Here is a 20,472-nt window from a genome sequence, read left to right on the forward strand (position 1 = left end):
GCGTGGACAGCGGAGCTGTCCACCCTACGCGGTGCCCTCGGCGCCGGCGCGCAGCGCCAGCAAGCGCGGCATCAAGCCGGCGCTGGTACGGCTGTCGAGCTTGCGGCAGAAATGGGCGCGCGAGGCGGCGATGCGTTCGAAGTCGCCTTCGTCGAGCACCTTCGGATTGCGCGAGCCGCTTTCCGGCCACTGCACGTAGCGGAAGTTGCTGCCCAGGACGCGCTCGCGGAACGGGGAATTCATGACGAGGGTCTGGACGAACATCTCGTCCGGACAGGCGACCCGGCAGAAGAAGCGCACCAGGCCCGGCTCGCGCCCGGCGCGTTCGAGCAGCATGCGCGCGCATTCGCGCGACAGCGCCCACCAGGACGAACCGCCCCAGGGCTGCAGCCCTTGCGGCAGGCGGCGCTTGATGCCGGTCGCGCGCATGGCGCGGTTGGCCAGGGCACAGGCCAGCCGGCGCAAGCGCCCGCTGCCTTGCGGGTAAAAATACTGGTAGCGGTAGTCGGCGGCCCACTGCCCCGGCGCGCGGCCGATGGCGACCGTGTCGAGCAGTTCGCGGCCGGCCAGCGCGGCCAGTTCCTCCTTCAGCGCCGCGTTCGACAGCAGCGGGAAATCCTGGGCGCTCAGGAACAGCACCTTGTCGAAGTCCGGCACCTCGGCCAGGATCTGGCGCAGCGAGTTGAGCACGGCCTGCACCTGGCTGAAGGTACCCCAGTGCACGTCGATGCGCTCGCGCACGAGCCGGGCGGCCGGGTGCACGGCGGCCGGATCGAGGTCGCACTTGCGGTCGAGGTTGACGTAGACGAGGAAGTCGTCGTCGCGCAGGTGCTCGACGAGGGCGTTGAGCTGGCCGATGTCCTTGTGGGCCTGGATCAGGAATACCTGTTTCGTCATGCGCGTCCGGATGGGCAATGAAAAAAGTCCTCCGCGGGCGGGGCCCGGGGAGGACTTCGCCAGCGCGCCGAGTGTAGCATGGCGCGCCGGATGGCCAGGAGACGATAGCTCGTCCGTAGGCGGAACTTACGGCAGCGTGACGGTCTGGCTGCCGACGGTGACGGTGCGGGTCGAACCCGAGGTCGCCACCTTGACGGCCGGCTTCTTGCAGCCGACGTCGACCAGCACGAGGAACTCGCCGACCGACTTGCCGTCGTTCTTCAGGTAGAACGCGCCGTGGTCTTCGGTGACGCCCGACTTCGGCGACGGACCGCTCCACTTGGCGAACGGCGCATTGCCGTTCAGGTCGCGCAGGCAGACCGACTGGCCGCCGGCGGCGATCCTGACCGCCGAGCTGCTCTCGACCGTGATGGCGGCCGGGGCATGCATGTTCCACTCGTAGGTATGCGGCACGGTCGCCTGCAGCTTGTCGCGCACCACCATCGCGTTCTGGTTGTGCAGGTACCAGATCTGGCGCTTGGCCATCGTCAGCTGGCCGCCGTAGGCCGGGGTCGCATCGCCTTCCGCATAGTCGTAGGATGCCTGCGCCGAGAAGCCCGTGATGCGGCCCGTACGCTGCAGCTGCTCGCGGTAGCCGTCGACCAGCTGGCCCTTGCCGCCGTCGAACGTGATCGCGTTCTGCGACTTGGTCTGGTGGTACCAGTCGGTCCACAGGGGCGAACCGTACCAGTCGTACCAGCCGGCCTTGACCAGCAGCGGCTGGCCGGCGACCGACAGCAGCAGGCCGTTCTGGTCGCCGTGGCTGTGGTTGAACGAGCCGTAGGGGCTGGACTTGAAGTAGAACGAGGTACGGTTCTGGTCGCCGATATTGCTGTGCATCGCGACCCAGCCGGTGCTCGGGTAGTAGGCCGAGCTCGACGGCGGAATCTTCAGCGACGTGGCGGCCACCGGCATCGGGTACGGCGCCTGCAGCACCGACATCGAATCTTCCAGGCCGCCCAGGTTGGCCACGTACCAGGCCGCGCGCGGCGACACCATGCGGTTGGCGAAGGCGCGGAACACGCGCTGGTCCGGCTTGGTCTCGGAACCGTCGCCGAAGGCGTGGATCTTCGAGCCCGGCGGGATGAACTGGGTCGCGAAGTCGAGGAAGCCCAGGGTCCACGGCTTGGCATACAGGTTCAGGCCGGTCGCCTGGACCATCGGGTCCCACAGCGCGACCATGTAGCCGGCCGCGTATTCGGCGTAGGCGGTGCCGTTGGCGTAGCCGCCTTCGGCGCCCGACCACGGCGACGGGGTGTTGACGTAGGCGCGGAACGAGAAGTCGAACCACTTCTGCGCATCGGGCACGTCGCCCAGCGCCAGCGTCGAGATCAGCGCCATGAAGATCATGCTGGTATTGCCGTGCGAATCGAACGGATACTGGTCCAGGCGGCCGTTGTCGCCGGCCAGGTTGCCGTAGATATCGTTGCCGCGCACGCCCACGACGTTCAGCCACTTGGCCTTGCGGGTGGCGTCGATGCCGCCGGCCAGCAGGTCCACGCCCTTGATGAGCGCCAGCGCGATCTGGCGCGTCGCCTGGTCCTGGTTGGCGTAGCTGGTCGGGCCCTTCGGGTTCAGCGAGGCGAGCTGGTCGCCGCGCTTGAGCGCTTCGGTCAGGTACAGCTGCTCGCCCTTCAGGCGCCACATGAGGGCTGCCGCTTCGAGCTGGCGCGAGGCTTCGTTGATGCGGTTGCGCACGTCGGTCTGCTGCGACGCCATCGAGGCGGTCAGCGGCGAGGCGATGGCGATCGGCCAGCGCCCGTCGCTCAGGTCCGGCAGCGCCGTGATCTGCAGCTTGACTTCGTTCGCCAGGCGGCTCAGGTAGGGCTCGAGGTCGCCCTTCTTGGCCGTGTTCCAGGTCGAGTAGGCGGTGAACGAGGACGGCAGCGAGCGCGGACGCGCCTTGGACGTGATGCGCGAACGCAGCGTGGCGTTGTCGGGCACCTCGAAGGTGGTCGACTTGCTCGTGATCGAGAACGAGCGCGCGCTCGACCAGTCGCTCGAGCCGGACGGGCGCACGCGCCAGGTGTAGTTGCCCAGCGCCAGGGCCTTGGTCGGCAGGTACCAGTTGCGGTCGACCGTGGCCTTCACCGGCGAGCCGCCGGCCTTGGTGATTTCGATTTCATAGGTGGCCGGACCGGACGGATAGCGCGCCCAGAAGAAGCCGGGGGGATTCTGCGCCTGCACCGCACCGTTGGCGGGGTTCGGCTGGACGACGAGCGGATCGGTGGACTGGGCCCAGTCGGCGTGCGCGTTGAACGAGCAAAGCAGCGCGGACAAGGCAGCCGTGACGGCGAGCGCCTTCCGAGGAAATGTCATGTTGATGCTCCGAGAAAATGGACAGAACTTGCTGGGATGGTCCGGCGGCGTGGCGTCCGAACACGGTAACTATCGAGAGCGCCGGCCGGTAACCGGAAAGCACTCTTCATCTCGGATTCATAGTACCGCAAATAAATTGACGTGCGGAAAAAATCCCTTAGGAATCAACGATTTTTAACGCGGATCGCACAAAACCAACATATGTAAGGACAGCTTGTCAAGAGGCCGATTTACAGGCAAACAAAAGCCCTTTTTTAACTTGCAAGACATTCTTGAAACTGTCTGAACGAAGCGGCAAACATGGCGAATCGGCCATGAAGATGGTGTTCGCGGCAAGCTTGTCGGACAGCTACGTCCCCCGCGCAAACAGGGGGACGGCGGTTTCGGGGATGACGCTCAATGCGCCGCCTCGGCCCGCAGCGCGCGCATGCGCTTCATGTAGCGCAGGCAGTACACGCCGAACGCCAGCGGCGCCTGCGCCATGTAGCGCTTGCGCACCTCGAACTCTTCCTGGCGCGCCTTGATCTTGTTGGCCGAGGACACGCTGCCGGCATGGTCGCGGAAGACCGTCAGCGGGCGGTCGACGGTGGCCGGGCGCGCCACCCGGCCCAGGCGCAGCCACAGGTCGATGTCCATCGCGTACTTCAGCTTTTCGTCGAACATGCCGACCCGGCCGAAGGCGCTGCGGCGGATGAACACGGCCGGATGCGGCACCGAGGCGCGGCCGGCGGCGAAGGAGCTGTAGGAAAACGGCAGCATCGGATAAGGCGGGATCAGTTCGCCGTCCTTGAGCACCTGCACGGTGCCGTAGACCCAGTCGACGCGCTCGCTGGCGAAGCGCTCGGCCACCGTGGCCAGCACGTCGTCGCTGGCGTAGTAGTCGTCCGAGTGCAAGTGCGCCACGTACTCCCCGGTGGCGGCCTCGATGCCCTGGTTCATGGCGCGGCTGATGCCGCCGCCGACGTCGCGCAGCACGCGCTTCCTGCCCGGGTAGGCGGCGATCATGTCGAGGGTACCGTCGGTCGAGCCGCCGTCGACGAAGATGTGCTCGACGTCCTGGCAGGTCTGGCGCTGCACCGAGGCGAGCGTGTCGGCCAGCGTCGCGGCGCTGTTCCAGGTGCAGGTGACGATCGAGAATGCAGGTTTGCTCATGGTCTCATTCTTCATAGAAGTCCAATATCCGGGGGATCGCATTGAATACGTCCATGGGGAAGGAATCGGGCAGCGGCACCGTCACGGGCGCACGCCCCAGTTGCTCGACCATGCGCTCCACCAGGCGCGGCATGGTCTCGGCCAGCTGCAGCTGGCCGTCGTAATACTGGTAGGCCGCCAGTTCCGGCGTGCCTCCGCGCGCCAGCGCCAGGCATTGCTTGCCCAGGGCCAGCGCTTCCAGGATGGTGGTGCCGCACGGCTCTTCCCAGACCGACGGGATCACCAGCAGGTGGCTGCGCGCCGACATGCGGATCACCTCGTCGTAGGGCTTCCAGCCCAGGAACCGCACCTGCGGCCCCGCGTGGCGCCCTTCCAGCGTCTTGCGCAGCGGACCGTCGCCGATGATCGACACGCGCGCATGGGGCGGCAGCCAGCCCTGGATCTGGGCCAGGAATTCGCCGAAGCCCTTGCCCGAGTCGATGCGGCCCACCAGCAGGATCTCGCCCGGCGTCACCTCGGCGGCGCTGGCGCCGCGCTCGCGCAGGAAGGGATAGCGGATGAAGTTGTGGATCACCCGCGCGCGCGACAGGTCCGCGCCCGGCACGGCGCGCATGAACGCGCGGCGCAGGAAGTCGGACACGAAAATCGTCTTGTGGCGCGAGAACGCGTCCGCCGTCTCCGAGCGGTAGCGCCGCACCGCCATGCCGGACACGGAGCGGCGCAACGCATTCGGGGCCGGATGGATGCAGGACGCGCAATCGCGCGCGTCGAGCGCGGTGCATACGTGGTCCTGCTTGAAGCGCAGGTGGATCACGCATTCGCTGCCCTGGTCGTGGCGGGTCTGCACGAAGTTCACGTTCGCCGGCACGTAGCGTCCCGTCATCGGCAGGTGGCCGTGGTAGTGCACGACGTCGTAGCGGGCCGCCTCGCGCATCAGGGCGCGCGCGATGGTGCGCGCGAACCAGGGCCGCTTGACGGGATTGAAGATGCCCAGTTGCGACTCCTTCCAGCCGGGGCGGGAGAAATCGAAGCCGGGCAGCAACCGCCCCTTGAAGCCGATCTCGGCCGCACTGCCCTCGTGGAAGCGGTCGCTGCGCCCCATGATGTCGACTTCATGTCCCTGTTCCAGCAATGCGTTCGACAGGGTCACCACATGCTTGCCCAGGCCGCCGATCTGCGTGCCCGGCAAGTCCTCCGAAACCATCAGGATCTTCAAACCGTCTTCCTTACCGATAACAAACCTTTCACCCGCGTCCAGGCCATGTCCTTGTCGCTCTTTTCGATCACGAACAGGCTGCCGTAGCCCAGCAGCAGGCCGCCCGTCAGCAGCACCAGCAGCGCGAGGTCGAGCGGCCCGCCGTCGAACAGGCGGTTGGCCGCATGCGCCAGCACGGCCACCACGACGACGCCCAGCGCGCTCGGCAGGTAGGCCTTGCGCACCAGGTCGGCGAGGCGCGTGGGCACCGTGCGGCCGTGCACGGCGACGAGGAAGGCGGCGGTGAGCAGCACCGATGCGATCAGGTGGCCCCAGGCGGCGCCGTCGATGCCCCACCCCGCCACCCCGAGCCAGACGACCAGCAAGCCGAAGGCGGCGCGGCCCAGCGCGAACAGGCCGGAAAAGCGCGGGTGTCCCATGCCGTCGTTGACCAGCGACGGCAGGCTCGTCAGCGAGTCGATGAATTGCGACAGCGCCATCACGGCGAGCACCACCTGGCCGGCGCGCGCGAATTGCGGATCCATCCAGTAGTACAGGATCTGGTACGAGAATACCGCCACCAGCACCAGCACCGAAGCGTTGATGAACACGACGTAGCGGCTCGCCTTCAGGTACAGGCGGTTCAGGCGCTCGATCTCGCCGCGCGCGGCCAGCGCGCTGGCCGCCGGGAAGAACACCCCCGACAGGCGGTAGGTCAGGCTCAGTATGCGGTTCGCGAGCGTGGAGGCCACCGTGAAATAGGCCAGGCCCGTCACGCCGACCAGTGCGCCGATGATCAGCTTGTCGGCATAGGCATACGACAGCGTGGCGAAGCGGCTCAAGAAGGAATAGGCGGAAAAGCCCAGCAGTTCGCGCCTGAGCGTGGCGCCGGGACGCTTCCAGGCCAGGCCCGGCAGCAGGCGGCGGATCCAGAAGGACAGCACGCAGCAGTGGATGGTGCTGGTAATCACGCGCAGCAGGATCACCTCGAACAGGCCGTAGCCCAGCATCAGCACGCCCACGGTCAGCAGCGGCACTACGGTGCCGAAGAACATTTCGATGCGGCTGGCGATGTCGTAGCGCATCAGCGACTGCGGAATGCTCTGCAGGTAGCTCTGCAATTGCCCGATGAAGAAGCCCAGCGCCGCCAGCTTCAGCGTGGCGACCGCTTCCGGCTCCAGCTTCGCCGGCACGGAAAACACGCTCGTGACGAGGAAGTGGGCGCCGAAGAACAGGCCGAGCGCCCCGAGCAGGCCCAGCATGGCGTACACGGAGATGCCGAAGCAGATGGTTTCGTTGATGCGGTCGCGGTTCTGGTGGGCGTTCGATTCCGCGATGAACTTGACGGAACCGGCGGTGACGTTGATGTCGATGACGGCGAAATAGCCGACGATGGCCGTCACCAGCGAGTAGACGCCATAGCTGGCGTCGCCCAGGCCCTTGACGACCAGCGGCACGGTGCCCAGCGCGACCAGCGCGGGAATCGCGGCGCCCAGCAGGTTGGAAACGGCGTTACGGACGAGACTGAGATTCATGCGGTGGCGTTCAGGCGGTGATCGGGTGACGGGTCGGTGCCGGCGGCATGCCGTAGCGGCGTGCGGCCTTGGCGGGTTCGACCGCTTTCGCCTCGCGGCACACGGCCATCGCGACATACGGCAAGGCCAGGCAGATGGCCAGCATCTGGGTCGTGCGCACCTGCGGGAACGGCGTGCCGACCAGCAAGTCGGGCAGCATGAACGCGAGGCCGGCCGCGCCCGCCGTCGCCAGCCCCAGCAGCTCGGGCGGCAGCGTGCGCAAGGCGCGCCGGGTGAACACGGTGAAGGCCCAGATGGTGCCGGCCAGCAGGATCAGGCCGGGAATGCCGGTCTTCAAGGCGATGTGCAGCACGCCGCTGTGCAGGAACAGGCCGCCGTCCTGGCCGGACTGCCAGGAAATCTGCTGGTAGCCGGAATAGCGGCCCCAGCTGCCGATACCCGTCAGCGGGTGCGAGAAGAAGTCGCCCAGCGCGAATTTCAGTTCGAGCACGCGCTCGCTCTCGGCGCCGAAGCGCTTCGATTCCATGTCGTAGAACAGGCTCGACAGGCCTCCGCCCGCGCCCTTGGTCTGGCCCAGGCGCTTGACGGCCGCGTACAGCAGGCCGGCGCCCACCACGGGCAGGCCCAGCACCATCAGGTGGATGCGGCGCTGCAGCGGGAAGCGCATCATGATGATCAGGAAGGCCAGCAGGAAGCCGATCCAGGCGCTGCGGCGGTAGGACAGCACGATGCAGGCGACCGTGGTGCACAGCGTGGCCCAGTCGACCATCGTCCAGAACTGCGAGCGCTTGTTCTTGACGACCTGGAACAGGTTGACGGCGGCGATCGCGAAGGCGACCGTGCACAACAGGCTGTCGTTGATGTCGAAGAAGGTCAGCTTGATCTTGATCGCGTTCATGTTCGCGTAGACGTTGTTCGGGTCGCCGCCCAGGAAGGCCCAGCGCGCCAGGCCGAACGAGGCGCGCAGGAAGCCGGCCAGCAGGATGAAGCGGGAGAACTCGATCACGTGCTCGCGGGTGCGGAACGACAGCAGCATCAGCGACACCAGCGGCGCCATCCACACGATGTTGGAGAAGCCGGACGGCGCCACGGCGGCGGCCAGCGTCACGTTGCTGAACAGGGCGATCGCGACGTGGCCGCCGAGCAGCAGGAACCAGGCCAGGAACCAGGGCCGCAGGTTGCACTGGGACGCCTTGAAGCCCTGGAAGCCGGCCGACACGCGCGCGCACAGCCAGGCGCCGAACATGCACCAGAACAGCAGCGGGAACAGCAGCATGCCGGAGCCGCGGCTGTAGATGCCGGGACCGGTCGCGGCCAGCGCGCCGTAGCTGGTCGAGTTCTTGAAGAAGAATACCGCCAGGTAGCCGTAGACCAGGAAGCGGGGCCAGACCAGGCCCACGCCCACCCCGCAGATCGACGCCACCGCGAGGGCGAGGACGGCGATGAAGGGCAGCGAAGTATAGATGTACAGAAGCAAGGTCTGCATGCGGAATCCGTTCTACGAAAAGCGTCGGGGCGTCAACCCCGGTTGGTGGCGAGGCCGACCAGGCGCGCGCGGTCATGCGGCGACAGCGCGTCGAGCATCTGGTTCACGAAGCGGTCCTGCACCCCGTAGGCGTGGCCCGCGTCGGCCTCGATGGTCGATACGCGTACCAGCATGCCGTCCGGGATCTTGCCCGTCAGGCCATACACGAAGCGCTGGTACTTCTGGCCCAGGCCCGACGAGACCGCCTTGTCGCCCACCGTCACCCAGTAGGTGATCGGCTCGTTGCGCGCGTTCTGGCGCGCCACCAGGCGCTTGATCGGCACGGGGCCGTAGTGCGTGGCCAGCTCGCCCTTCTTCTCGTCGACCATGTCGAAGCCCTGCGCCACGTAGCACACCTCGGGCAGGTGCAGCTGCAGCTGCTTGCTCTGGTCGCCCCCATAGGCGATCGACAGCATCACGCGCTGGCCCGCGTCGTTGACGTAGGTGCGCGCCAGCGTCTGGTCGTACAGCGCCTCGATCAGTTCCTGCTGGGTCGCGTCCGGCGTCAGCGGCACGATGCTCGTGTCGAGTCGCCAGTTGCCGAAGCGTTGCGGGATCATCTGTTCCAGGTTGAACTTGTCCTGGACGGCCGCGACCTTGTTCTTCGGCGTCGCCAGCGCCGTCAGCGCGCCCGTTCCCGCCATGGCGGCACCGAGCACGATGCTGGCGACCAGCTTGCGGCGGACCGTCCCGTTCGGGGTTCCGCCCATGGTTCCGCTGGTGGTTCCATCCATGCGCGCGCTCATGTCGCCTCCTTCGTACGCAGGGGCGCCGCCTGGCCGCTGCCGGGGCCGCCATGGCCGCTGCCGTCGTCGCCGTGGCGGCGCCGCACATACCATTGCAGCGCCGAGTCGACGGACAGGATCAGCACGAGGGCCGTGACGAACAGCACCATGCCGGCGAAGCCGTGCAGGAAGCCCTGCCCCGCCGCGTCGCCGTAGTAATAGGTGATCAGGGTCAGCACGATCACGCGGATCACGTTGGCCGAGAACGAGATCGGCACGATGAACAGCGCCAGCGCGATGTTGCGGAATGCCGACGGGTGGCGCATCAGGTTCAGGTAAAACAGGCCCAGCGCTTCCAGCGTCAGCAGCGTCTGCAGTCCGGCGCAGGCATCGGCCACCAGCAGCTGGTACTGGCCGATCTGCAGGATCACGCCGGAGCGGCTGATCGGGTAGCCGAGGAACCACAGGATGTGCTCGGTCGCCCAGGACACGGCCATCTTCATCGGCATCGTCACGGCGGCCACGAATTCGCTCGGCAGCGGCACCATGAACAGCATGAAGAAGAACGGGAACCACAGCACGCGCAGCGCCCTGCCGCCCCGCTTGATCAGCAGGACGGCGGCCATCACGAGGATGATGGACGCGATTTCCATCATGAGGATCTTCTGCGAGCGTCCCAGCAGGTAGGCCAGCAGGCCCAGCACCAGGACGGGCCAGCCGGTCCAGCTCGCGCGCGGCGGCGTGGTGGCGGCCAGCATGTCGGGCCACTTGCGGTAGATCAGCCACAAGGCCAGGCCGAAGATGATCGGTCCATGGCCCTGTTCCTCGCCGATCCACGGCCCCGTGAACAGGTAATAAAACGTCGGCACGAACATGACTGCCAGGCCGAGCAGCACCGGCCACCATTCGGGCAGCGCGGCGCGAACTGCGTCAGCGGCTGGCGGAAGGCTGGAGCGGGCTGGGGTTCCCATGTCAGAACTCCATCACCACCGAACCAAGCACTTCGCAGCCGGCGTCGGCCAGTTGCTCGGCCGCGCGGCCGATGTGCGAGATGCGGGTGTAGTTCTTGCGCGTGACGAGCAGCGCGCCGCCGGCGCGGCTGGCCACGGCGATCGAATCGACGCCGGCCTGGAACGGCGGCACGTCGTACAGCACGACGTCGTAGCGCGATTCGAGCTGGACGTTGAGGTTGCGGAAGCCTTCGCGCGCCAGCAATTCCTGCGGGTTCGGCGGCAAGGTGCCGGCCGGCATGATCGACAGGTCGACGAAGGCGGGCACGCGCGCGATCACGTCGAGGTCGGCGCGGCCGGCCAGCAGGTCCGACAGGCCCTGGCGCGGCTTGATCGCGAACGCGTCCTGCTGGCGCGGGGCGCGCAGGTTGGCGTCCACCAGCAGCGTCTGTTCGCCCAGTTGCGAGAACACGATCGCCAGGTTGGACGCGAACAGCGCGGCGCCGTCATCCGGATCGACGCCGACGATGGCCAGCGCGCGGCGGCCGCGGGCGAACCAGCGCAGCATCAGCTGGCTGCGGATGGCGCGCAGCGACTCCACCTGGGGCGAGAACGGCTCGTAGGCGGCGATCAGCTTGGGCGACAGGCCGGCCTGTCCCTTCTGGAGGTAGGGATAGGAGAACTGGCGTGCCAGCACCTGCTGGATATCGTCTTCGCTGACCAGGCCGAGGCGCACGGCCGCCTCGCCGAAGCGGATGCCCGTTTCCTTCTGCATGCGCAGCACGCGCTCGGCATCTTCCGGATTCAGCTTGCCCGAGTCGAGCAGCAGCGCGCCCATGCTCGATTCGGCGGTACGCTCGGGAACTGCATTGAGGATCGGTGAATTCATGGTAAATCCATTCGGTTAGTTCAGACGGAGCAGGCGACGCGGCGCCATCAGGGCGCGGATGCCGCCGGCCTTGGCGCGCGGCGATTTCCACTCGATGGTGCCGAGCACCGGAATGCCCAGCATGTCCTTGACGTCGCTGGCGGAGCGCACCGGACGGTTCAGCAGTTCCAGCAGCAGCGCCAGGCCCAGGCCCAGGATGGTGCCGGCCAGGAAGCCGACCAGGGTATTGAGCAGCACGCGCGGACCGGACGGCTCGGTCGGCGCCACGGCCGGGTTCAGCAGCGAGATGTCGGATTGCTCGGACTGCGCCTCGATGCGGGTCTGCGAGAAGCGCTGCGAGGCGGCGTCGAAGGCGCGCTGGGCGCTGTCGAGGTCCTTCAGCAGCACGCCCAGTTCGTCGCGGGCGCGGTTCAGTTCCAGCACCTTGGCCTTCTGTTCGTCGACCGCCTTGCGCAGGTCGGCTTCGCGCTGGCGGTACACCTGGGCGTTGGCGCCCACGCTGCGGGTCACGGTGCCGGTGGCGGCGTTGAACTCGGCACGTACCTTGTCCAGCTCGGCCTTGGCGGCCTGGTATTGCGGGTGGTTGCGGCCGTAGCGTTGCGCCGTGTCGGCGAACTTGCCCTCGGCCACGGCCAGGTTGGCGCGCATGGTCTGGATCAGGGCATTGTTGGCGACGTCCGGCGAGGCCAGGGCCGAACCGCTGGCGCCGGCCTGGCGCGAATTCGCTTCCATCGTGGCGCTCTGGGCGGCCACCAGCTGGCTCGACAGTTCATTCAGGCGCGACAGCTCGACGTCGACGCGGTTGTTGTCCAGGCTGACGATACCCTTTTCCTGCTGGTACTTCGACAGGCGCGCCTGGGCTGCCTCGACGTTGTCGCGCAGCTGCTTGGTCTGTTCGTTGAAATAGCTCGACGCCTTCTTGGCCGGCTCGGTCTTGAGCTGGACCGAGATCTTCTGGTACTCGTCGGCGAAGGCATTCGCGACGGCGGCGGCGAACGCCGGGTCGGCGCCCTTGAAGCTGATCTCGACCACCGACGATTCGCGCGAGGGCACGATCTCGAGTTTCTTCAGCAGCAGGTCGGCCAGCCAGTCGCGCACCGAACCCTTGCCGCCGCCTTCGGCGAACTGCTGCTGCACGGCCGGGCTGTTCGCCAGGCGCAGCGCATCGACGACGCGCAGGGCAACATTCTTGCTGCTGATGATGTCGATCTGGGTCGCCATATAGCCCGGCAGCAGCTGGCCCGGCATGGTCAAGCCCGTCAACGGGTCCACGCCCTTGTAGTTCAACAGAACGGAAGCCGTCGCCTTGTAGGTCTTGTTTTGCACCAGGCTGAAGCCGAGCGCCAGCACGACCGTCACGAAGAGGGTCGCCAGGATGATCTTCTTCCGTGCGAGCAAGATCAGCAGGAATTGTTGGACGTTCATGTTGAACCTTTTAAGCGTGGATCAGGAATCAGGAAACCAGGTACTTCAGGAAACCGCAAACGAGCAAGATGAAACTGGATACAGGACAAACGAGCGGGCCCCGGCGTCGAGGCCCGCGCACTGCTTAGAACCAGGACTCTTTCACAATCACCACGTCGTCCGGTTGCAGGACGTCGTCGGTCTTCACATCGATGGTCTTGGCGACGCCGCTGGCATCCTTGCGGGTCACTTGCAGGCCGCGCTGGGTGCCGCGCAGGCTCAGGCCGCCACCGGCCGAGATCGCCTGCTGCACGGTCATGGCGCGTTCGATGCGGAACGGACCCGGACGCTGCACTTCGCCCGTGATGTAGGCACGCGGTGCGCGCTCGACGAAGATGATGTCGCCGCCGGCGACTTCGTAGTCACGGTTCAGCTCGCCCTTGCGCACCATGTCGACGACGTCGATGGTTTCACGGGTGGTCTGGCCGTCGCGGGTGCGCACCAGGGTGACCATGTCGCCGCCTTCGTTGCCGATGCCGCCGGCCAGGGCCAGCAGGTCGAGCACCTTGCGCTTGCCGTCCACCGGATAGCGGCCCGGACGGTTCACCTGGCCCAGCACCGACACCTGCTGGCTGGCCAGCGTGGTGATCAGGAGGTTGACCTGGGCCTTCTTGAGGTAGCCGCCCTTCTCGAGCAGGCCGCCGATCTTCTTCTCGGCCTGCTGGGTGGTCAGGCCGCCGACCTGCACTTCGCCCAGCAGCGGGAAGGTCAGCGTGCCGCCTTCCGACACGCGGGTCTCGACCGCCAGGTCCGGGCTGCCGTAGACGGAAGCCTTGACCACGTCGCCCGGGCCGAGCAGGATCTCGGCCGCGCCGGCCAGCCCCGCTGCCAGCGAGAGGGTCGCAGCGATCATCCAGTGTACGAGTCGTTTCATGGGTTCTCCTTCTTGTTCGTCAGGTCGTGGGATATCACTTCAGGCCGGCGACGCCGCGGTCGAGTGCGGCCTTGTCGGTATTGCCGTCGGCCGGGGCGGCCGCCGGAGCGGTGTCGTCCGCTGCCGCCGCTGCCGCGGGCGCGCCCTCGGCACCGGCCACGGCGCTGGTCGGCGCGCCCGGCGGCGTGCCCGGGGCGGCCTTCGGATCCGGCATCATCGACTTGTTCAGGTATTCGATCTTGGCGTCGGCGCGCAGGCGCTGCAGTTCGCCCGATGCCTGTTCCTGGTTTTTCTTTTTCACGAGGAATTGCTCGATCTGGGCCTGGGCCACCTGCAGCGAGACCGGCGCATCCTTGACTTCGGCCACGGAGATGAACATGGCGCGCTGGCCTTCCTTGACGACGAACAGCTGGCCCTTCGGCATGCCCAGCAGCTTGGACGAGAGTTGCGGCGGCACGTCGGCCGTCGAACGCGTGACCTGGGTGCGGCCGTAGCGGATCTTGTGCGCATCCAGCCAGACGGCCACCTCTTCCAGCGACTTGGCGCTGTCGGCGGCGGCGCGCAGTTCCGGCGTCAGGTCATTCGCGGCGACGACGAGTTCGTTCATGCTGAACTGCTTGCGGTTGGAAAAGAATTCGGGGTGCGCGTTGTAATAGGTTTCCACTTCGGCCGGCGTCGGCTTCGTCGGCGTGCCGATGCGCTTCTGCAGGTAGGCCTGGGCGATGATCAGCGAACGGGCGCGGTCGATTGCCTGCATCACCTTCGGATCGCGGTCCAGGTTTTCCTTGGCGGCCGCTTCCTGCAGCAGCTGGCGGTCGATCAGCACCTGCAGCAGCTGCTTGCTGGCGGCATCCTGCTGGGCCGGCTGGACGCCCGCGCGCTGCAATTCCTCGTTGAGCTGCAGCACGGTGACTTCCTCGCCGTTCACGCTCGCCAGCGCCTGGCCGGGCTTTTTCTCCTTGGCTTTTTCGCCGCACGCACTCAAGGTTGCCGCAACCAGGATGAGTGCGGCGCACAGCACGCGTTTCGGGGTAGTGGGAGAGGAAGTCTTCATCATGGCAGCCTGTATTTGTTGTTCAAGATAGTTTCCTTGGGTTGATGGAAGGCGGCGCTCTCGTCTCGCAAGAGGCCGCCACGGAACTCTTTTTATGTCGCTCCCCATTCTGGGAGCCGCACGGTTGAGTATCTGTTCGTCAATTAACACTCTTCCATGCAACTCATCCATGGACCGAGCGCGTGCGGGCCGCTCACGCGGCGACCCGGTTCTCCTCGGCGGCCATCAGTTCGACGAAGGCGTCGTAGGCCATCTGCAGGCCGTCGCGCAGCGGCGTCTTCGCCTGCCAGCCCAGGTCCTTGAGCTTGGAGACGTCGAGCAGCTTGCGCGGCGTGCCGTCCGGCTTGCTGGTGTCGAAGCCGATGCGGCCGCGGTAGCCCACCACCTCGCCCACCAGGCGGGCCAGGTCGGCGATCGTGACGTCCTCGCCGGTGCCGACGTTGATGTGCGAATGCATGGGATCCGTGTACTTCGCGTACGTGGCGTGATCGAGGTTCATCACGTGCACGCAGGCCTCGGCCATGTCGTCGACGAACAGGAACTCGCGCATCGGCTTGCCGCTGCCCCAGATCACGACTTCCGGCGCATTGGTCAGCCTGGCTTCGTGGAAGCGCCGCAGCAGCGCCGGGATCACGTGGCTGTTCTCCGGGTGGTAGTTGTCGCCCGGGCCGTACAGATTGGTCGGCATCACGCTGCGGTAGTCGGTGCCGTACTGGCGGTTGTAGCTCTCGCATAGCTTGATGCCGGCGATCTTGGCCATCGCATACGGCTCGTTGGTCGGCTCCAGCATGCCGCTCATCAGGTACTCTTCCTTGATGGGCTGCTGGGCCATGCGCGGGTAGATGCAGGACGAGCCGAGGAAAAGCAGCTTGTGCACGCCGTTGGCACGCGCTTCGTGCACGACATTCGCCTGCACCATCATGTTGTCGTAGATAAAGTCCGCAGGATAGGTATTGTTGGCGTGGATGCCGCCCACCTTGGCCGCAGCCAGGTAGACCTGGTCGATGCGCTCGTTGCGGAAGAACTCGCGGACCTGGGCCTGGTCCGTCAGTTCGAGCTCCGCGTGGCTGCGCGTGACGATGTTGGTATGGCCCTGTGCGCGCAAGGTGCGCACGATGGCCGAGCCGACCAGCCCGTTATGGCCGGCCACGTAGATGCGGGGTTGAGTATTCAACGTTCACTCCAGTGAAATTGCGACGTTGTAACCATGCGAGGCCAGCAGCTTGTGGCGGCGCGCTGTGTCGAGATCGGACGCCACCATTTCCTGGACCATCGCTTCGAAGCTGGTACGGGGTTCCCAGCCGAGGCGCTCGCGCGCCTTGCCGGGGTCCCCGAGCAGCGTTTCGACTTCCGTCGGACGGAAGTATTGCGGGTCGACCGCAACGATCGGTTGACCCACCACCACCCCAGGCGCCTTGTCTCCGGTGACGGAAGCGATGACGCCGCGCTCGTTGACGCCTTCGCCCTGCCAGGCGATCTCGATCCCCAGTTCGCGCGCGGCAAGCTCGACGAACTGGCGTACCGAATACTGGCGTCCGGTCGCGATGACGAAGTCCTCGGGGGTATCCTGCTGCAGCATCAGCCATTGCATCTCGACGTAGTCGCGGGCATGCCCCCAGTCGCGCAAGGCATCCATATTGCCGAGGAATAGCTGCTGCTCGAGTCCCTGGGCGATGTTCGCGAGGCCGCGCGTGATCTTGCGCGTCACGAAGGTTTCGCCCCGGCGCGGCGACTCATGGTTGAAGAGGATGCCGTTGCAGGCATACATCCCATAAGCTTCGCGGTAATTGACGGTGATCCAGTACGCGTACAGCTTGGCCACCGCATACGGACTGCGCGGATAGAACGGCGTCGTCTCGCGCTGCGGTACTTCCTGCACCAGGCCGTACAGCTCCGACGTCGAGGCCTGGTAGAAGCGCGTGGTCTTTTCCAGCCCCAGGAAGCGGATCGCCTCGAGCAGGCGCAGCGTGCCGAGCCCGTCGACGTCGGCCGTGTATTCGGGCGACTCGAAGGACACGGCCACGTGGCTCATGGCGCCCAGGTTGTAGACCTCGTCGGGCTTGATCTCGCACATGATGCGGTTCAGGTTCGACGTGTCCGACAGATCGCCGTAGTGCAGGAAGAAATGCGGATTGTCGACGTGCGGATCCTGGTAGATGTGGTCGATGCGCCCCGTATTGAACATGGAGGCGCGCCGCTTGATGCCATGGACTTCATAGCCCTTTTCCAGGAGCAGTTCGGCCAGATAGGAACCATCCTGGCCCGTCACACCGGTGATCAACGCTTTTTTCATGTGCCTTGCTTTCCAGGGAAAAGACCTTATCTAGTCCATACCCTTAAAAAATTGCAATCTCATCAATTATTCTACGCAGCCCATCGGATGCCGCAAGCGGCGCTTCGATTGAACATGCACCTTTAAGTCAGCCCTAAGTGCATTCATTTCCCGAGAGAATGCTTCTAAAAAGCATTTTCTCGAGCCAGCACGACCTTGACCGTCTTGACGACGATCCACAGGTCCAGCCAGAGCGACCAGTTGCGCAGGTAATCCAGGTCGTACTGGATACGCGCTTCCATCTTGTCGAGCGTGGCCGTTTCGCCACGCAGGCCATTGACCTGCGCCCAGCCGGTGATCCCCGGTTTGACCTTATGGCGCAGCATGTATCCCTTGATCAGCTTGCGATACTGCTCGTTGTGCGCAACGGCATGTGGACGCGGTCCGACGATGCTCATGCGTCCCTGCAGGACGTTGATGAACTGGGGCAATTCATCGAGCGACGTGCGGCGCAGGAAGCCGCCGATCTTCGTGACGCGCTGGTCGTTCCTGCTGGCCTGGGTGACGGTGCCGCCGTTTTCCATCACCGTCATCGAACGGAATTTGTAGACGATGATCTCTTCCCCGTACAGGCCGTAGCGGCGCTGGCGGAAGATCACGGGACCGGGCGAACTCATCTTGACGGCCAGGGCAATCACCAGCAGCAGCGGCGTCAGCAGCACGAGGATGATGCTCGACAGCACGATGTCGGACGCGCGCTTGATCATGCTGTTGATGCCCATGAACGGCGTCTCGCAGATCGCGATGACGGGCATGCCGCCCACGTTGTCGAAGCGCGCCTGCATGAGGTCGAAGATGTACACGTCCGGCAGGAAATAGACCGAGGCCGTGGTGTCCTGCAGCTCGTCGATCAGCTTGCGGATGCGCGGCTGGGCCGAGATCGGCTGGCTGATGAAGATCATCTTGATGCCGTGCTCGCGCACATACTGCACCAGCTCGCTCGTCTTGCCCAGCATCGGGTGCTGCATGCCCGGCGGGCGGCGTTCCTCGCCGCGGTCGTCGAAGAAGCCGCGCACCTGCATGAACAGGTTCGGGTGGCGGTCGCAGATGCCGGCGAACTTCAGGCCGACGTCGTTGGCGCCCACCACCAGCACTGAGCGCACCTCCTTGTCGTGGCCGGGCCGCTTGGCCATGCGCGCCGCGATGTGGCTGGTGAGCAAAATCACCGGCGTGGCGACGAACCAGGCCAGCACCACGCGTTCGTCGAAGTAATACTTCAGGCCGCTGGACGAACCGAGGAACACGAGCACGGCGATCGTCACGCACCAGCCGAACACGACGTCGCGCGCATACGCCCACATGCGTCCGCTGCGCCAGGTCCGGTAAGGGTCGACGTGCTGGTACACGGCCGACGAAATGAAGAAGGCCAGGATCATCAATACCAGCAGGTAGCCCGAGAACGGCTCGTGGAACAGCAGGGCCGACAGGTACAGCGTCCCCATCACGATCAGGGGATCGAGTACGCGCTGGAAAAATGAAATCAGAGGTATGTCATTGACGGTCATAGGCTGGGATCAGAACTGCGCATTGGCCGACAGCGTCATGCTGTTCGACTTGAAACTGCCTGTGCCCAGGATCGGCGAGCCGCTGCGCTGCTGGTGCGCGACGCCGGCCGATACCTGGATGGTCGGCCGCGGCGCCCAGGTGGCGCGCAGGCTGGCCGTGCGGATCGAGTCGCGCAGGTCGTCGGAACCGGCGAACTCGTTGCGCGCGTTGTAGTTGCGCCGCTCGTAGATGGCGTCGGCATTGACCTTGATCTTGGCCGTCGCATCCCACTGGGCGCCGACGCTCGCGCCCTTGTTCAGCGTATAGCTGACGAGCGTGCTTTCGAGCGGGGCGAAGTCGCGCCACACGGACGCGTTATAGGTCATCTTGCCGCGCGGCTGGTACGTCGCCTTGACCTTGCCGGCCACGCCCTTGGTCTTGTCCTTGCTGAAGGAAGGCTGGTCGCGCTGCGTGTAGCCGACCAGGGCGTCGAAGCCGGTGGAGCCGGTCGCCTGCCACTTCACGCGGACCTTCAGTTCGTCCTGGTCGAAGTTATTGCTCAGCAAGGCGCCGTTGATCAGGCGCGCATACGGATACTTGCCCTTGACCTTGCGCGCCACCAGGCCCACGGTGTTGTTGCTGCGCGCCAGGTAGTCCAGCTCCAGCTCGGTGGCGTCCTCGGTGCGGTTGTTGAAGCGCTGGCTGAGCAGCTCGTAGTCGTACTTGTCGCGCTGGAAGCCCGTGCGCACGCGCCAGTAGGAATGGAAGCGCCAGGCGCCTTCGGCGTACTGGCTGCGGCTGGTGCGCAGGTTGCGCTCGTCGCTCTGGAAGTCGGTGTACGGCGCCAGCACCTGCTGGTAGGTCGCGCCGACCTTGCCTTCCAGGTGGTTGCCCAGCTGCCAGAACCAGTTCGCCTGCATGTCCTTGCCGTCGTAGTTCAATTGCTTGAAGTAGTCGAAGTCGGTCTTGGACAGTTTGGCGATGACGGAAATGCGCTGGCGGCTATAAGTCTTATCGAAGATCAAGCCACCCTCGCGCGTCCACCAGGAGTCCGACAAATGGCCATCGTAGCCGGGCTGGCCTTCGGGCACGCGCAGCAAGTTGTCGTCATGGCCGTAGGCAACGCCGCCGTACACGTGCAGCGCGTCGCTCGGACCGGCACCGGCCGGGACGGCGAACACCGCGCAGAGCAGAGGAACAAAGGGACGCATCAGGGGACGCACCAGGGGACGCACGCGGGGTTTGAACATATTGTTTATCTTCTTAATGAAACGCCGGACGGCTTACCAGAAGGACCAGCTGCCGGTCCGCACCACCCACAGCCCGAGCAGGCCGTTGGTCACGGCATGGGCGAGGATGGGCGACCACAGGTTGCAATAGCGCATGTACAGCAGGCTGTAGGCCGCGCCCGCAACGATGCCGGCCAGCCAGAGGTTATGCTCGAAGCCGAACAGCACGACAGTGATGACGAAACTCTTGAGGCCGACACGGGACGGCGCGACGGCCTGGAAATCGGGGGCGGCGATCCAGCGCATCAGGAAGGAGCGCCAGAACAATTCTTCCATCACGGGCACGACGAGGGCGGCGCCCGCGATGCGGATGGTCACGAGCAGCCAGTCGATGCGGCCGTCCGTGCGCGGATCGTAGCCGGCCGGCGAGCCGACCACCATCCAGCCGCTGGACAGCTGGATCCACAGCACCAGCACGACGACGCCGACGGCGAGCGCCGCCAGGATGGCGGCGGGCGATAGACGGAAAGGAGAAGAGGAAAAACGCAGTTCCTCGTACTGGCGCCAGAACAGCGCCAGCAGGACGGTCACGACGGCGATCTTGGCCGGGTACAGCCATACCAGCGCGTCCTGCGACATGCCGATGCGTTCGAGCACGTCGCCGATGACGATGAAGGCCAGGTAGGCGGCGAAGGGCAGGATGCGGATCCAGGCCGCGCGATTGAACATGGGAGCGTCGGCGGGCAAGGCAGCCGCGCTGGGCACGGCGTAACGATCGTCATGCTCGGTCATGTTCCTCCATCGGCGG

General features: G+C 65.8%; 17 protein-coding genes. All 17 read right to left on the reverse strand.

Features of this window, described 5'->3' with window-relative positions; all coding sequences use genetic code 11:
* Window positions 1-24 precede the first annotated feature (24 nt).
* A complete protein-coding gene (locus QPK32_RS05085; protein WP_290411681.1) occupies window positions 25-897 on the reverse strand; it encodes a beta-1,6-N-acetylglucosaminyltransferase in 873 nt (290 codons plus the stop codon).
* A gap of 126 nt (window positions 898-1,023) precedes the next feature.
* The gene (locus QPK32_RS05090; RefSeq protein ID WP_290411682.1) at window positions 1,024-3,255 is read right to left on the reverse strand and encodes a heparinase II/III family protein; all 2,232 of its coding nucleotides are present in this window, start codon (window positions 3,253-3,255) and stop codon (window positions 1,024-1,026) included.
* Between the two features lie 396 nt (window positions 3,256-3,651).
* The gene (locus QPK32_RS05095) at window positions 3,652-4,407 is read right to left on the reverse strand and encodes a glycosyltransferase family 2 protein (RefSeq protein WP_290411683.1); all 756 of its coding nucleotides are present in this window, start codon (window positions 4,405-4,407) and stop codon (window positions 3,652-3,654) included.
* 4 nt (window positions 4,408-4,411) lie between these two features.
* Entirely contained in the window at window positions 4,412-5,623 is a 1,212-nt protein-coding gene (locus tag QPK32_RS05100; protein WP_290411684.1) for a glycosyltransferase family 4 protein, read from the reverse strand.
* Window positions 5,620-7,137, reverse strand: a complete 1,518-nt coding sequence (locus QPK32_RS05105) for an oligosaccharide flippase family protein (RefSeq protein ID WP_290411685.1) — start codon at window positions 7,135-7,137, stop codon at window positions 5,620-5,622. The genes QPK32_RS05100 and QPK32_RS05105 overlap by 4 nt, the downstream gene beginning before the upstream one ends.
* 10 nt (window positions 7,138-7,147) lie before the next feature.
* Window positions 7,148-8,623, reverse strand: a complete 1,476-nt coding sequence (locus QPK32_RS05110) for an O-antigen ligase (RefSeq protein WP_290411686.1) — start codon at window positions 8,621-8,623, stop codon at window positions 7,148-7,150.
* A 32-nt stretch (window positions 8,624-8,655) separates the two neighbouring features.
* Window positions 8,656-9,408, reverse strand: coding sequence for an exosortase-associated protein EpsI, B-type (gene epsI, locus QPK32_RS05115; protein ID WP_290411687.1), 753 nt, complete (start codon window positions 9,406-9,408; stop codon window positions 8,656-8,658).
* Window positions 9,405-10,358, reverse strand: a complete 954-nt coding sequence (xrtB, locus tag QPK32_RS05120) for an exosortase B (protein ID WP_290411688.1) — start codon at window positions 10,356-10,358, stop codon at window positions 9,405-9,407. Before xrtB ends, epsI begins: the two co-directional genes overlap by 4 nt.
* Before the next feature lies 1 nt (window position 10,359).
* Window positions 10,360-11,226 (reverse strand): chain length determinant protein tyrosine kinase EpsG, encoded by an 867-nt coding sequence (epsG, locus tag QPK32_RS05125; protein WP_290411689.1) that lies wholly within the window; start codon window positions 11,224-11,226, stop codon window positions 10,360-10,362.
* Window positions 11,227-11,241: 15 nt separating this feature from the next.
* Window positions 11,242-12,651, reverse strand: coding sequence for a chain length determinant protein EpsF (gene epsF, locus QPK32_RS05130; RefSeq protein WP_290411690.1), 1,410 nt, complete (start codon window positions 12,649-12,651; stop codon window positions 11,242-11,244).
* Between the two features lie 124 nt (window positions 12,652-12,775).
* A complete protein-coding gene (gene epsE / locus QPK32_RS05135; RefSeq protein WP_290411691.1) occupies window positions 12,776-13,564 on the reverse strand; it encodes a polysaccharide export protein EpsE in 789 nt (262 codons plus the stop codon).
* Window positions 13,565-13,598: 34 nt separating this feature from the next.
* A complete protein-coding gene (locus QPK32_RS05140) occupies window positions 13,599-14,621 on the reverse strand; it encodes an EpsD family peptidyl-prolyl cis-trans isomerase (protein ID WP_290411692.1) in 1,023 nt (340 codons plus the stop codon).
* A gap of 190 nt (window positions 14,622-14,811) precedes the next feature.
* Window positions 14,812-15,792 carry a GDP-L-fucose synthase gene (locus QPK32_RS05145; RefSeq protein ID WP_290411693.1) on the reverse strand — a complete coding sequence of 327 codons (981 nt, stop codon included), beginning with the start codon at window positions 15,790-15,792 and terminating at the stop codon, window positions 14,812-14,814.
* A 3-nt stretch (window positions 15,793-15,795) separates the two neighbouring features.
* Window positions 15,796-16,911 carry a GDP-mannose 4,6-dehydratase gene (gene gmd, locus QPK32_RS05150; protein ID WP_290411694.1) on the reverse strand — a complete coding sequence of 372 codons (1,116 nt, stop codon included), beginning with the start codon at window positions 16,909-16,911 and terminating at the stop codon, window positions 15,796-15,798.
* Window positions 16,912-17,075: 164 nt separating this feature from the next.
* The gene (locus QPK32_RS05155) at window positions 17,076-18,455 is read right to left on the reverse strand and encodes an undecaprenyl-phosphate glucose phosphotransferase (protein WP_290411695.1); all 1,380 of its coding nucleotides are present in this window, start codon (window positions 18,453-18,455) and stop codon (window positions 17,076-17,078) included.
* A gap of 9 nt (window positions 18,456-18,464) precedes the next feature.
* Complete coding sequence (gene epsL / locus QPK32_RS05160; protein WP_290411696.1) at window positions 18,465-19,685, reverse strand: XrtB/PEP-CTERM-associated polysaccharide biosynthesis outer membrane protein EpsL; 1,221 nt, start codon at window positions 19,683-19,685, stop codon at window positions 18,465-18,467.
* 33 nt (window positions 19,686-19,718) lie between these two features.
* The gene (locus tag QPK32_RS05165) at window positions 19,719-20,456 is read right to left on the reverse strand and encodes a CAAX prenyl protease-related protein (RefSeq protein WP_290411697.1); all 738 of its coding nucleotides are present in this window, start codon (window positions 20,454-20,456) and stop codon (window positions 19,719-19,721) included.
* Window positions 20,457-20,472: the final 16 nt, after the last annotated feature.

Source organism: Massilia sp. YIM B02763, assembly GCF_030412015.1.
In the GTDB taxonomy this organism is placed as follows: domain Bacteria; phylum Pseudomonadota; class Gammaproteobacteria; order Burkholderiales; family Burkholderiaceae_D; genus Telluria.